11 protein-coding genes are annotated in these 14,302 nt (G+C 66.3%); 3 read left to right on the top strand and 8 right to left on the bottom strand.

Annotation, left to right across the window (positions count from 1 at the left end):
- Positions 1–52: 52 nt before the first annotated feature.
- Complete coding sequence (locus EO156_RS10205) at positions 53–1,477, top strand: MFS transporter (protein ID WP_029828722.1); 1,425 nt, start codon at positions 53–55, stop codon at positions 1,475–1,477.
- 213 nt (positions 1,478–1,690) lie between these two features.
- Here the strand turns inward: EO156_RS10205 and EO156_RS10200 are convergent, their stop codons facing one another.
- Together EO156_RS10200 and EO156_RS10195 are read right to left on the bottom strand one after the other, a co-directional pair.
- Positions 1,691–3,412: an ABC transporter ATP-binding protein gene (locus EO156_RS10200; RefSeq protein WP_016851560.1), complete on the bottom strand. Its 1,722-nt coding sequence runs from the start codon at positions 3,410–3,412 to the stop codon at positions 1,691–1,693.
- A gap of 93 nt (positions 3,413–3,505) precedes the next feature.
- Positions 3,506–4,564, bottom strand: a complete 1,059-nt coding sequence (locus EO156_RS10195; protein ID WP_016851561.1) for an Hpr(Ser) kinase/phosphatase — start codon at positions 4,562–4,564, stop codon at positions 3,506–3,508.
- 131 nt (positions 4,565–4,695) lie between these two features.
- On the opposite strand from EO156_RS10195, the gene EO156_RS10190 reads away from it, so the two are divergent.
- Together EO156_RS10190 and EO156_RS10185 are read left to right on the top strand one after the other, a co-directional pair.
- Positions 4,696–6,249: a radical SAM protein gene (locus EO156_RS10190; protein ID WP_016851562.1), complete on the top strand. Its 1,554-nt coding sequence runs from the start codon at positions 4,696–4,698 to the stop codon at positions 6,247–6,249.
- Positions 6,250–6,304: 55 nt separating this feature from the next.
- Entirely contained in the window at positions 6,305–7,531 is a 1,227-nt protein-coding gene (locus EO156_RS10185) for a nucleotidyltransferase family protein (RefSeq protein WP_026007312.1), read from the top strand.
- 80 nt (positions 7,532–7,611) lie between these two features.
- Here the strand turns inward: EO156_RS10185 and EO156_RS10180 are convergent, their stop codons facing one another.
- The 6 genes from EO156_RS10180 to EO156_RS10155 all read right to left on the bottom strand — a co-directional run bounded on the left by EO156_RS10180 (position 7,612) and on the right by EO156_RS10155 (position 14,300).
- Positions 7,612–8,733, bottom strand: coding sequence for a glycosyltransferase family 4 protein (locus EO156_RS10180; RefSeq protein WP_003481789.1), 1,122 nt, complete (start codon positions 8,731–8,733; stop codon positions 7,612–7,614).
- Entirely contained in the window at positions 8,730–9,860 is a 1,131-nt protein-coding gene (locus tag EO156_RS10175; RefSeq protein ID WP_005919599.1) for a glycosyltransferase family 4 protein, read from the bottom strand. Before EO156_RS10175 ends, EO156_RS10180 begins: the two co-directional genes overlap by 4 nt.
- Before the next feature lie 124 nt (positions 9,861–9,984).
- On the bottom strand, positions 9,985–10,683 hold the full coding sequence (locus EO156_RS10170; RefSeq protein WP_005924265.1) for a class I SAM-dependent methyltransferase: 699 nt from the start codon (positions 10,681–10,683) through the stop codon (positions 9,985–9,987).
- Between the two features lie 451 nt (positions 10,684–11,134).
- A complete protein-coding gene (locus tag EO156_RS10165; protein WP_016851415.1) occupies positions 11,135–12,310 on the bottom strand; it encodes an amidohydrolase family protein in 1,176 nt (391 codons plus the stop codon).
- A gap of 12 nt (positions 12,311–12,322) precedes the next feature.
- Complete coding sequence (locus EO156_RS10160; protein ID WP_003481783.1) at positions 12,323–13,165, bottom strand: class I SAM-dependent methyltransferase; 843 nt, start codon at positions 13,163–13,165, stop codon at positions 12,323–12,325.
- Between the two features lie 283 nt (positions 13,166–13,448).
- A complete protein-coding gene (locus EO156_RS10155) occupies positions 13,449–14,300 on the bottom strand; it encodes a Wzz/FepE/Etk N-terminal domain-containing protein (RefSeq protein ID WP_016851414.1) in 852 nt (283 codons plus the stop codon).
- Positions 14,301–14,302: the final 2 nt, after the last annotated feature.

Raw genomic sequence — 14,302 nt, 5'->3', positions numbered from 1 at the left:
GGCATCTGGACGCTGGCTATGATGACGCGGTCCCGTCTGCCCCTGTCTTCCCATGTCTGCGAGTGCTTCAGCGCGCCCCGAACAGCCCTCGTCTTCTGCGCAGATCGCCGCCCGGATCGATCGGTTGCCAGCCAGCGCCACACTGTGGCGGTTGGTGGGGTTGCTGGCGCTGGGCGGGTTCTTCGAGTTGTACGACCTGTTCCAGACCGCATACATCAGCCCCGGGCTGATTGGCGACGGCATTTTTGCCAACGGCACCGACGGCGCGTTCGGCATGTCCGATCAAGCCGCATTTGCGGCGGCCACCTTCCTTGGGTTGTTTGTCGGCGCCGCGCTATTGAGCCCGTTTGCCGACCGGTTCGGGCGTCGCCCGGTGTTTACCTTCGCCTTGATCTGGTACACCGCTGCGACCGTGGCGATGGGTCTGCAGAGCACTGCCAGCGGTGTGATCGTGCTGCGCTTTGTGGTCGGCATCGGGTTGGGAATCGAACTGGTCACCATCGATACGTATCTATCCGAGCTGGTACCGCGGCACATGCGCAGTGCGGCGTTTGCATTTGCATTTTTCGTGCAATTTCTGGCGGTACCGACGGTCGCGCTGACCGCATGGATGTTGGTGCCGTCTGCGCCGCTGGGGGTGAGCGGCTGGCGCTGGGTGGTGTTGCTCAGCGGCGCGTTTGCGCTGGCGATCTGGTGGCTGCGCAGCCGCTTGCCGGAATCGGCGCGCTGGCTGGCCGCGCACGGCCGGCACGCAGAAGCCGATGCCGTGCTGACCGAACTGGAGGCGCGCTGCACGCGCGATGTGGGTGCGCCATTGCCCGCGCCGCAGGCGGCCACAGCCACGCAGGCCAGCGTGATGCTGAGCGCGCCGCTGTGGCGTGCGCCGTATCGCGGGCGCATCGGCATGTTGGTGGTCTTCCATGTGTTTCAGGCGATCGGCTTCTTCGGCTTCGGCAACTGGTTGCCTGCGCTGATCTCGGCGCAGGGCACCGGGGCCGGGGTGACCAAGAGCCTGGCGTATTCGTTTGCGATCTCGTTGGCCTACCCGCTGGCGCCATTGCTGTTGCTGCGTTTTGCGCAGCGCTGGGAAAACAAATGGCAGATCACCGCGTCGGCGCTGGGCGCTGTTCTGTGCGGTGGGCTGTTCGCGGTGCAGCATCACGCCGTCGGCATGGTGCTGTGCGGGGCGATGGTCGCGTTCTGCAACGCGTGGATGAGCTTTGCCTATCATGGCTATCAAGCGGAGCTGTTCCCGACCGGCTTACGTGCACGTGCAGTGGGCTTTTGCTATTCCTTCAGTCGCCTCTCCACGGCAGTGAGCAGCGTGCTGATCGGCTGGTTGCTGACGCAGGTTGGCAGCCATGGCGTGCTGGCCTTCATCGCGCTCAGCATGTCGATCGTGGCGAGCGTGATTGCGGTGTTCGGCCCACGCACGCGCAATCGTGCACTGGAAGACATTGCAGGTGAGTACGGATGAGGAAACGCCTGCGGAAGGCCAGACGTGTAAGCCATCGTGCTGCGTGTGGTTTAGCGCACGTCGGTGCGTGCCCGACAACGGTCTCGGTTCTGTCAGCGATAGCGGATCAATGATCAGCCGGCGGATCTGATCCGCCACCTCTCTATCGCCGCAGGCCGCTGCACCGCCCCCGCCCCTGGTTGATCCCCCGACCGGTTGCCAGCCGACGACGCGTCATCGCGCGCCGAGCTTCGCCGCCAGTTCCGCCGTGCCGGCATGCCCCGGTTCAAGAGGTGCGCTGCCCAGTGTCACCGTGCGGTCTGCCACCGCGGCCAGGCTAGTGCGATGCGACACCACGACCAGCGCGCTCTGCGGTAGGCGCGCGCGCAGGGTGCTCAGCACCCGATGTTCGGCATCGGCATCCAGGGCGCTGGTTGCTTCATCCAGGACGGCCAGCGTCGGCCGACGCAGCAATACCTGCGCCAGCAGCAAGCGTTGCAACTCGCCGCCGGACAGGCGCCCGCCCTGCGCATGAATCGGCGTGTCCAGACCTTGCGCGTCGCGCTGCAGCCGTGCACACATGCCGACATCTACAAGCGCCTCCCACATGCGAGCGTCAGAGGCACCCGGCAACGCCCACTGCAGGCATTCGCGCACTGTGTGCTGCCACGGCCGCACGCCCTGGCCGATGTAGGCGCTGTGCCGCACCAGATGTCGATATGCCGAGAATGTCAGCCGACGTCCGCCCATGTGCGCCACGAACTGCGCCGGCGGCGCCTGACCGGAGAGCACATCCATCAGACTGCTCTTGCCCACGCCGGAGGCACCGACCACCAGGGCCATCTGACCTGGCACCAGCAATATCGATTCGATCGCGAGTTGGGGCAGCGGCAGCGCCAGCCCGATGTGTTCGATATGCAGCGCAGCCGGCAATGGTTCGGCCATTTCTTCCGGAACGTGCACACGCGCAGCGCCCAGGTCGACATAGCGGCGCCACAGCTGCAGCGCCGGCCACGCCGAACGCAATTGCTGAATGCTCTGCCGCGTGGTGACCAGGTACGGCAACAGACGGCCGAGCAACAGACTGACGGCGATCAGGGCAGCACGATCGCCCCCCTGCCATCGATTGGCCAGTACCAGGATGCCGGCGATGGCGACCATCGCGATGAGTTCCAGCAGCAGGCGGCTGCCGGCAACCAGTGCTTGCTGCTGCGCATACCCGTGCCCCAGTCGCGCCGAAATGCGCTCGTAACGGCGGGTTTCGAGATCTTCGCGCTGAAACGAGCGTACGTGGCGCAAACGACGCGGGAAATCTTCGCTCAGCCAGAACAGCCGCGTCATGTCCGCCACATACGCGCGGCTGATGCGTGCGTGTGCGTGACTGCTGGAAAAGCGCAGGCCCAACCATGCCAGCACCGCCAGCAATGGGGTGGTGATCAACAGCCCAGGTGCGATCAGCCCCGCGATGCACACGCTCACCAGCGCAGTGATGGCCGCGACCAGCAGCTGCAGCACGGCGCTGAAGCCTTGCGTGGCGATCTCGATGTTATACGTGAGCACGTTGGCGATTTCTGCCGAGCTGGCCCCGGACAAGGCCGGCAATGGCGCATCGATCAACGCCGCATGCACGCGTCCGCGCAGACCGATGGCATAGCGGCTGGTCAGCTGCGCGGCCAGCCGTGCGCTCTGCCAGCGCAGCGCGGCAAACAGCAGGCTCACTGCGATGAACACGCCCGCCTGCATCGCCAGCCCGCCCGGCAAGGCCAGACGATAGCCCGCCAGTTGCACGCTGTGGCCTGGTTGCACCAGCGGCAGCAGGCACACCGCCACCACGCTGCCGGCCAACGCGGCAGCCAGCGATAACCCGACGTAAAGTGCAATCGTCGGCATGTCTGTCGGCACCAGAGTGCTCGCGAACCGGTGCAATGCAGTGCGCATGCGCTGGCCGGCTGTCATCGCCGGCCGCTCATCCGTGCGCAACATGCAGGCGCCAGCGCGCGACGAGGGTCTGCGGGCCGGTGGCGTTCCAGGACGCTTGCATACAACCCCTCATTGCAACAGCTGCAGCAGCGCATCCACCGAGGCCTGCGGATGCGTGCCACGGTGCAAGGTGAACATGCCGATGCGCTGCACCTGTTCGACAAAGCGCTGCCAGCCGGGCTGACCGGCGGCGTACGGTTGATCCCGAGCCAGGCAGGCGGCGATTTGCTCGCCAGGCACCGCGACCAGGTGCGGTGCCGATGCGATGGCCGGCGACCTGGACACCATCACGACCGCACGCAACTGCATGGGCTTGGGTGCGAGATGCGCGCGGCGATGGCGGAGATCGACCTCGAATTTTTCCACGCCGCTGCGGCGCCGGATCACCGGCGATGCGCTGATCCACGCGCGTGTGGGCGCGTCGACCAGGCCCAGCGTTTCGGCACGCAGGTGCAGGAAATTGGCCACGCCGGTGGTGAGCAGGCTATTGGGCGCCACAAAGACACCGTCTTCGGCGACAAAGTCCAGGCCATGCAACAGGCTGTGCAAGGCCACGGTCGATTTGCCCGCACCGCTAGCGCCAAGCAGTAACACGCTGCGTCCGCGTCGACCCACACACGCGCCATGCAACGGCACCAGCCCAAGCCCACGCGCAGCCAGCAGGAACACTGCGAATTCGATCAGTTCATACCGCACGTGATACGCGTGGGCAAGCATGTCCTCGGACACCACCAGCATCGCGCGGCGCTGCGGCACAGAGAGCACCAGGTAATTGCAGGCATCCATGATGCCGCACAGCAGGCCGCCGCTGGCGTGCGTACGCACAGGTGGCGGCTCTGCATCGGTGCGACCCGGCGCACGCGGCAGCAGGTCCAGCGTGACATGAAATTCCGGAGCGCCCGGCAACCGATGCGCGGGCAACCCAGCGTAGGCGGCATCGACAAGCGCCAGCAGTGCTTGGCTATCGCTCTGGAAATGGAACAGCGCACCGAGAATCTGCCGGCGCACGCCCCAGCACCGCGGGCGATGCTCGCCGAACGGATCTGCCGCCACTGCGGCCCCTGTTGCGATGGCGGCGGAGCCATCGCTCAGCGGCGTGTCTTCCACCCATGCAGCCGACTGCGGCATGCCTTCATCCGATGCGCTGAATCAGTCGATGTGTGCTGCTTTTCCACAGAAAGGTTGCATCGCCCAAGCCGTGTCCGCATGCGACGCGGCGCAACCAAAGCCGCCTGCATGCGCACCTACTGCCGAGCCGAATGCCGGTGTCTGCGCACGCCGCTGCTGCGCCCACCTGGCGAGAGAACGAGAGCCTTGTGCAGATGGTAAAGATCCAGGTCAGTCATTCGTATTTCCTGCGTTACGACCCCAAGCAATGGGAGCGCGGCAAGCCCTATCCACCGTTGGCGACGCTGCAGGTCGCAGCGCTGCTGCGCGAACGTGGGCATGCAGTGAGCCTGTTCGATGCAATGCTGGCCGACGATGTGGAGGACTACACCGCTGCACTGTGCGCTGCGCAGCCGGCTCTAGTGGTGTTCTACGAAGACAACTTCAACTTCCTCACCAAGATGTGCCTGAGCCGGATGCGCGAGGCCGCCTGCCGCATGATCGGGCAGGCCCGCGCCGCCGGCTGCCGCGTGCTGGTGGCCGGCTCGGATGCGTCCGACAATCCGGATGCATTCCTGGCCGCAGGCGCGCATGCGGTGTTGATCGGCGAAGGCATCGCCCCGTTGATCTCCTTGCTCGAGCGCATCGAAGCGAAGCCGGACGTCACCACCGAACACTGGCTGTCAGGGGTTGCGCAAATCGCCACCAGCCAGCCTGCGGCAATGCGCGTACATCCCGGCGCGCAACCACCGGACGCACGCCTGAGCGGCCTGCCGGCATGGGACCTGGTCGACATGCCGCGCTACCGGCGCTTCTGGCAACAACGGCATGGCCATTTCAGCTTGAACATGGCCGCCTCGCGCGGTTGCCCGTTCCGTTGCAACTGGTGCGCCAAGCCGATCTGGGGCAATCACTACAAGCGTCGTGGCGCCGAAGAGGTGGCCGCAGAAATGATTCACCTCAAACGCAGGTATCGGCCCGACCATATCTGGATGGCCGACGACATCTTCGGCTTTCATATCGATTGGGTGGAGACCTTTGCGCAGCAATTGCGCGATGCCGACGGCGCGGTTCCATTCAGCATCCAGACCCGCGCCGACCTTGCCAGCGAACGCATGGCCGCAGCGCTGGCGCGCGCCGGTTGCGTGGAGGCCTGGATCGGTGCGGAAAGCGGCAGCCAGCGCATTCTCGACAAGATGACCAAGGGCACCCAGGTCGGCGAGGTCATCGCCGCGCGTGAGCGCCTGGGAACGCAGGGCATTCGCGTGGGCTTCTTCATCCAGCTGGGCTATCTGGGCGAGGAACTCGAGGACATCCTGGCCACGCGCGCACTGGTGACGCAGGCCAATCCGGACATCATCGGTGTCAGTGTGTCGTATCCCCTGCCCGGCACCAAGTTCTACGAAGAAGTGAAGACTCAGCTGGGCAGCAAGACGCATTGGCAGGATAGCGACGACCTGGCGATGATGTTCCGTGGCGCGTACGACTCCGGGTTCTATCGCGCCGTCCGCGATCTGCTGCACACGCAGGTCGATCTGCAACAGGCGCGTGCTGCGATGACAGCCGATGCGTTCGCGCAGGCATCGGACCAACTGGAAGCACGCTGGTCTGCCTTGATCGCCAGTGAAACCCAGCACCGCAGCGAGCCGATGCCCCCCAGTGCTGCGCGTCAGCCACGGCAACTGAGCGCCGTCCTGGTGGGCTAGCGCTCGCTCGTTCCCACACCGTCCCTTCGACACCTTGCCTGACCGGACCATGCGCATGCAGCCTTCCCTTCGCACCATCAAGCACCGCCTGCAGACGGCGACCGAACGGCTGGCTCTGGAACTGGCCCAGCCGGGCGATGCATTGCCGCAGTGGGACCGGCTGCAGTGGCAGCTGGCGGCAGCGGCGGCGGCCGCGCACGGCGTTTCGCCATTGTTGCAGCGCCGCTCGTTGTGGAAGAACGCCGAATGGAATGCCTTCCTGAGCGAACAGCGCAACCATGTCGAAGACCGCCATCGGCGTATCGCGCTGCTGCTGACACGCATCGATGCCGCTGCGCGCAGTGCCGGCGTCGCGCTGGTGGGATTGAAAGGGACCGCATTGCATCGGCTGGGTGTATATCTGCCTGGCGACCGACCAATGGCCGATATCGATTTGCTGGTGGAACCCGACGACGCACCTGCAGCGGCGGCGCTGTTGTGCGAACTGGGCTATGTCGCCTCCTTCGAGCAGTGGAAGCATCAGGTATTCAAGCCGCAGCAGGGCGAGGCAGTGGCCGGGCTGGGCGAACACCGCGATGCGCCGATCAATATCGAGCTACACACGCACATCCAGGAACGTCTGCCAGTGAGCAGCGTGGAGATCACTGCACGAATCCGGCCAGAGCGCCCGCAACCGGGCTTGAACCCTTATCCATCGATCGGTGCGTTGATGTGTCATTTGCTGCTGCATGCGGCCGGCGGCATCTGCCACCGCACCATTCGCCTGATGCATCTGCATGATCTTGCCTTGCTGGCAACGCGCATGGGCCCGCGCGATTGGGAGCAATTGTGGGAAGACAGCGCCATGCCCCCATGGTGGGCGTTCCCGCCACTGCTGTTGCTGCAGCGCTATTACCGCGCACTGGTGCCGCCTGCCGTGATGGCGCGCCTGCATGCTGACTGTCCTGCGCTGCTGCGCATGCGTGCAGCCCGGCAAACGCTCACCGCCGCATCGTGCTCGAACCTGTGGCTGTCGGCGCTGCCTGGCATCGAATGGTCGCGCTCGTTGGGCGAAGCGCGGCGGTATCTGCACAGCCGTGTGGTGCCTTCGGCAGAAAGCCGCAAGGAGCGCGCGGACATGCTGCAGACACAGTTATGGCTGCAGGATCAGCCGTGGGTGCGCCACACCCAGGCGCGCCGCCTGGTGACGCGCCTGACCAGACCGGTGCCGCGCACGGACATGTTGTACGTGGTGCGTGCGGCACTGGACGGCTATCTGCAGCCGGCGCGAGCCAGCACGTGAGGGTTCCGCAGGCGCCACCGGCAGCCTTCAAACGGTGAGTGCAAGGGCGCTGCGAACAACTCGCTGCGTTGCCACGCGCGTCAGCGCACTCGGCGCATTGGTCGCTGATCGCACAACTGGCGATACGACTGCTCGAACAGGCGCGTGGTCAGTGCAGCATCTTCGCGGACGGCGCGGCACTGCGCCGCCCAGGCAAGACGCAAGCGCAGTTCGTCGTCGCCGAGGACCTGGCGGATGGCCTCTGCCATTCCGGCCCAGTCGCCCGGCGGCACCGCCAATGCGCAGACGGGGGCCCACTCGACCAGATGCCCGACCGCAGTTCCCACCGTAGGAACCCCTGCAACGGCAGCTTCCAGCAGCACGAGCGGCCCGGCTTCGTGCAGCGAGGACAGCACCAGCAGATCGGCCGACAGCATGATCGGCCGCAACTCGCGCTGGGTCTTGAAGCCGAGAAAACGTACCTGTCGCTGCAAGCCGAGCTGCTGCACCAGGCGCTGCATGGCACCGCCCAGTGTGTCGACGCCCACCATGTCCAGGGTGAAGGCAACGCCGGCGCGCTTGAGTGCGCCCATTGCCTGCAACAAGGTGGTCTGATCCTTGACCGGATTGAGGCTTGCCACATGCAGCAGGCGCGCGGTCGGCCCGGTGCGGGCGCGCGGCGCTGCAGGCGGCCAGGCGCGCAGATCCACGCCTAGCGGCACGCGTTGCGCAGCGATGCCCAGCGCCTGCAGCGAATCGATAATGGGCGCGCTGGCAGCCGTTACCTGATCGGCAAGCCGCAGGATCACCGCCTCGCGCAAACGCCCGCGCCATTTGCGGCGGCCGCCATAATCGATGCGATGCAAGGCGACCAGCTCGCCGCCGGCGATATGCACCATGCTGGGACGGCGCAACAGCGTGGCGGCGATCACCGCGATCAAACTGCAATAGCCGGAAAAAATCGCCTGAATCACAGCGAACGGTGCGCGTCTGTGCTCATCGCAGATGGCGGCGATGGCGCGCAGCCGCGTGCGACGCGCGCCGATGTTATGCACCGTGGCACCGCGCAGGCGCCAGATGCCTGGTTGCGGCTCTTGATGCAGCACGAACACGTGCACGTCATGGTTGCGTGCCAGCCACTCGATCAAGGTCAGGAATACCGGAATCACCCGCACTTCCCCGCTACGATCCACACCACCCGGCACCACCAATGCTAGCTTCATGCGGTGCGCTCCGGCGGGGTCGTGCGTAGTTGCGTATACGCCTGCGCCCAGCGCCGGCCCACTGCGGCAAACGACAGGCGCGCCTCGAAATGGGCACGCACCTGTGCACGCGAGGGACGTTGCCGGCTGACGCGCAACAACAGTTCCGACAGTGCCGATGCATCGCCAACCGGCCATAACTCGCCCACTGCGCCGTCATCGCTGAGCGCACGAAACGACGGAATGGCCGTCAGCAGCGGCAGGCACCCGCAGGCATAGGCTTCCAGTGCGGCATAACCGCAACTTTCTGCATGGCTGGCAGAAACGAAGACGTCCGCCGCACGCAGCAGCTCCTGCACGTGTGCGTGCCCGACCTTGCCGAGCAAGTGCACGCATCTGGCCAGCTGCGGGTCGGCGCGCAGGCGCTGCTGCACCTGCGCCAGCAGTGGCGCCTGGTCGAACACGCACCATAACCGCAGACCGGGCAACAGACGCGCAGCGGTGGCCACCGCATCGAGTACACAGAGCGGGTCCTTGGCTGGACTGAAATGGCCGATCCACACCACACAGGGGTCGCCGTGCACGCGGGTCTGCTCGCGCGCCTGCAATCGGTCGCCAAGGGTAAAGCGGCTGCTGGATTCGGGGATGGCAAACAGCTGCGTGCTGCGGCGAAACAGGCGCGCGCGCACGAACGGCTGCGCCAGTTCCAGCGAGGTGAACGCGATGCCGGCTGCCGCAGCGTAGCGTGCGCGCCACAGGCTTCTGGCCCACCAGCGTGGCGGCCGGTTGGCATGATCCTGCAGCAGGATCGGCAGCTGCGGCAGCAGGCGCGCCAGACGCCGCGCATCGCCGGCGAATTCCAGACCATGCACATGCAGCACATCGGCATCGATCTCGTGCAGCAAGGCGGCAAGCGTCCGGGCGCGGACTGCGCTGCCACGCTGGTGCAGATCGGCGAAGCGATAGTCCACGCCCTGGCGGCGCAGTCGGGTATTCAAGGCGGAGGCCTGGATCACCGATACCTGCACGCCAGCACTGGCGACAGCTTCGGCGATATCTGCCAACGTTGGCCAATGCGCGAATACCTGCTCCACGTTCAGGCCATCGGGCGTGGGAACCAGATTCAGGTGTGCGACGTGCAGGTTCATAGGGCCGGCAGCCCCTGGATGGCGATCGACGCAACGTCGCTGCCGTGTGCCGCTGCGACCGCAGCGTGCCACTGATCGGCAGCGCCCAACGCACAGACAGCCGCTGCGGTGTGCAAGATCTTGCTCACGCGATCCGTCTCAGCCGTAGCACCAGCGCAACCGGCACCTGCAACGCCATCTGGTCGAAACGCGCCCCGGCCGGGATATCCGCAGGGTCCAGCATCGGCTCGGACACGGCTTGGATCGCGAACCCGAGTGCGGTGCATGCCGAATGCCAGTGGCTATAGAGATGCTGGGTGTGGCGGACCGCGTAGTGCTGCCCATCGGCCTTGAAGTCGCGCCGCCAGCCCAATGCGTGGCCGATCGGGTGGACGTCGCTGCACAGCACGATGCCGCCGACGCGGGTGACGCGATGCAGTTCTTCCAGCGCCGGCCACAGCTGTTGCAGGTGCCCCAGCACCAGACCGCACACGCTCAGGTCGGCCACCGTATCGGCCAACGGCAACTGATCCAGGCTGCCTTGTTGCAAAACGATGCGTGCGGCCGGCCAGTCCTGTGCGAGCTCGGCACCGGCACGGTGCAGCATCTGCGGCGACAGGTCGACACCGGTCACTTGCCGGGCGCCACGGCGCAGTGCGTGCAGCATGTAGCGGCCGCTGCCGCAGCCGGCGTCCAGCACGTGTTGGCCCTGCAGACTGGACGGCATCAATGCGAGCATGGCGCGCTCTTCGGCCAGCATCACCGGGTTGTGCGCGTGCGGTGGATACGCCTGCGCCCACAGTGCGTACGCAGCAGCGGGCTCGAGCACCGGCACTGCGCTCACGAAAGCGCTCGGTTGGCAGCCAGCGCATGGGTCACCTGCGCGGTGGCCTGCGCCGGCTGCTCCGGCGCCAAACGCTTAGAGCGTGTTATGCACGTTGAGATGAGATGCGTTGGGCGCCGGCGGTGCGGAGCGGGTGCTGCGTGGCGCCGGCTTGGCTGGCGCCAAGGCAAGCCGCGCGGCGCCCGCTCCGTGCCGCTGACGGCCAACCCTCCGGGAGGTGCCCTGTGGCGCGCCGAGACCGTGTTGCGCGCCTTGCCCAGGCGGCCAGCCTGGGCCGCAGCGCACGCCTTGTCTCGACGCGCCACAGGACGCTTCGCACTCACCTTAACGTACATAACACGCTCTAGCCCTGTGGCGCGCCGAGACCGTGTTGCGCGCCTTGCCCAGGCGGCCAGCCTGGGCCGCAGCGCACGCCTTGTCTCGACGCGCCACAGGACGCTTCGCACTCACCTTAACGTACATAACACGCTCTAAGACCGGGTTCGAGCGCCAGCACCGCCGGATCGGCCAGCGTGGCATCGAGCAATTTGGGCCGTCCGTCCAGCAACACCGGCACGGTCCGGATGCCGGCCGCGTCGAACCACGGCGCAAAATCCAGATCGGCGATGCGCGGCCTGCCATCGCGAATCACCGCACGCAAGTCGCTGCGCTTGCAACCGACGATGCTGCTGGCAGGCTCGCCACCGAGGTCGCGCACGATCAACACATCTGCAGTGGCTCCAGGCGCAATACGCCCACGCGTTGCCATGCGCAGGATACGCGCGCAGTCACCGGTGACCATGCCAAGCAGTTGGTCCGGTGCCAACCCGCTCTGGCTGGCGATCTGCAGTTCTTCCAGCAGGTCGCGCGCGCCGCTGATGCGCGAATCGTTGCCCAGCGCCAGCCGGCCGGCCATGCACAAGCGCCACGGATCGAGCGTGCGGCCCAGCAGCGCCTGATTGCTGGAAGGACACCACACCACGGCCGCGCCACGCGCGATCACCCGCTCGATATCGTGCTCACCCATGCCTACGCCGTGGATCAACACCGTGTTGGCGGCCAGGCAGCCGAGCCGGTCGAGTTCGTCGAGCTCGGCACGCGCCACCGCATCGGTGCCTTCGGCCAGATGGATCATCCACGGATGCGCTGGCAGGGTTGCGGCAAAGCTGCCTTGTACGGGCGGGCCATAGCCTGCCCACCCCAATGCGTAGCTCCAGCCGAAGTCGCGCAGCAGGCTCACCGGGAAATTCGCCTCGTCCAGCGTGGCATGCCATGGGTCGTGCTGGGCCACGCAGGTGACGCCGGCCAACAGGTTCTTCAAACCGCCATGGCGCAGCCGTACCGCCTTGGGCACGCGTAGTGCGGCGGCCACGTCCGGGTGCTGAAAATGCGCCTGAAATGACTCGATCCACGCATAGCTGTTGGCGAACGGCGTGGCCTGCGGCAGCGGTGGCACGCAGTTGACCTGCAGATGTTCGTGCGCATTGATCAGGCCCGGCGCCAGTACATGCCCTTGCAGATCCAGGCGCACGGTGCCGGTGCCGAGCGTGCCGCCGAAGCGCCCCGCGCGGATCGTCACTGCGGCACGCGACGGACCCGCCGGGGTGATCGCGCGTGCGCCTTGCAGGCAGACATCGGCCATGGCCATCGACCGCTCCACTCAGCGCTTGCGCATCACGATCAAAAAGTGATCGCCCATGTCGCGCAGCAGCGGCAGTCCGCCCCACCGGTCGTCGCAGCGCCCCAGGCGCTCGGACAGGCGTGGATTGCGTTCGCAAAACTCCACCAGATACGGCGGCGGCAGGAACAGGCTCAAGGCGCGGTAGCTGTCCAGCACGAAATGCGCTTCGAATGCGCGGTAGAACTCGCGCGGCAGGTGGTACCAGGTCCAGATGGTGTGGCCGTTCATGCCCACCGCAATTGCCCCTTTGGCGGCACGCACCGCCGCGCGCCTGAAGCGCCCGCGCAAGGCGTAATGGCCGATTTCCCACGGACAGATCCGCCCGATCACCGAAAACACCAGGCAGCCGTCCGGGCGCAGCAAGCGCGCGCATTGCGCGGCGACGGCCGGCAGATCCGGCGCGCAATTGAGCGGGCCGAAGTTGGAGTACATGCCATCGAAGCTGCCTTCCAGCCGATCGAGTTGCTGGATGCCGACATGCGCGGTGGTGAGGCGTTCTTGCAGACCGTGCGTGGCCGCGCGGTGGCGAGTACGCTCGACCATTGCCGGCGACCAGTCGGTCGCCAGCACGGAATATCCGCGGCGCGCGAATTCGCCAGCATCCAGGCCGGTACCGCAGCCCAGATCGACCAGCCGCGACCCTATCGGCAACTCGCTCGCCACCGTGTCCCACAGCGTGGTGCGCATGCGCTGGATCAGCGCGTTGTTGCCGCGGGGACCATCGTAGTCGGGAGCAACGCTGTCGAACGCACGTTGCGTTTCCAGCAGCTGCTCCGGCGCGACCGTGCCGCCCCGCGCCGCATGCTCACTGATTGACGACATGCACAGCCTTCCAGACCCGTCCTGTTGTTTTCACCACGCTCTCCGGTCGCAACGCCACCAGTGCGGCATCGCTTGATAGACCCGTGAGTGCGCGGTGTTGCCGGTTTGGTTGCAGCGTGGCGACTGCTGGCCGAGCTGGCTCAGGCGATCACGCCCAACAGGCATGCATTGGCTCAACACGCCGTATGCGATGTACGGCCCGGCGTTCGCTCTCGTATCGCCTGGGGCCTGCTGCTTGCGCAAACTCAATCCCCCCTGCATGCGCCGTTGCCCACGGCAACCGTCATGCACCAGCGTGTGCAGGAGTCCGCGCGCGACGACGCACCGCATTGCGCAGCACCGCGACCAGTACGCCCAGTCCCGCCCCGGCCAGCAGGCCGGCCGCCCAGGCGGTGACCGCATTTGGAAACGCCTGGCGGTCAGGCACGTACAGCGGCCACGCCAGCGAGGTCTGGTAGGTGTAGCGCGCGGTGAGGCGGGCAACGAGGTCGTCGCGCTCGCTCTTCAAGGCGCGAATGGTGGTGTTGCTGTCGGTGAGCAACACGCCCGCCAGTACCTGCGTTGGCGTGGCGGAAGACGCCCCGTGCCCGGCCTGCAACTGCCGCTGTAGCTGCTCGCGGTTGGTGGTGGCCGCGCGCAGATCCTCGCTCAAGCCTTGCAGGCGGGCGCGCGTAAGATCGAGCGCAGCTGCATGGGTGTCGCCGTGCAGCGTCTGCAGTTGGCTCACGGTGGCCATGGCCAGCGTGCGCGCTTGCTGCGCCGATTCCGCGCGGATCGTCACACCGATCAGATTGGCGTACGGGTCGGGGTCCGGCTTCAGGCTGCCGCGATACAGCTGCGCGGCGCGGCTATTGAGCGGCACCTGCGCCCGACGCAACACCGCATCCTGAAACAACCGCGTTTTCATGCGATCGATCACCCGCTGGAACGGTTCGACCTTGGGGTCGCGGCCAGCAGGGGTCGGGCCGATTTCGCCAACCTGGATCCACGCGGTGGCCTCCCATTGCGGTTTTGCCAGGCGTGTAAAAGCGAAGGTCAGGCCAAGCACCACCACCAGCGCTGCCACTGCCCAGCGCCATTCCCGGCGCAGGATGCGCCACAGGTCGATCAGATAGATTTCGTCGTGTTGATTCATGG

Origin of the sequence: Xanthomonas sp. DAR33341 (assembly GCF_003992815.1) — a bacterium.
In the GTDB taxonomy this organism is placed as follows: domain Bacteria; phylum Pseudomonadota; class Gammaproteobacteria; order Xanthomonadales; family Xanthomonadaceae; genus Xanthomonas; species Xanthomonas cissicola.
This window is presented reverse-complemented; position numbering and strand designations above follow the sequence as displayed.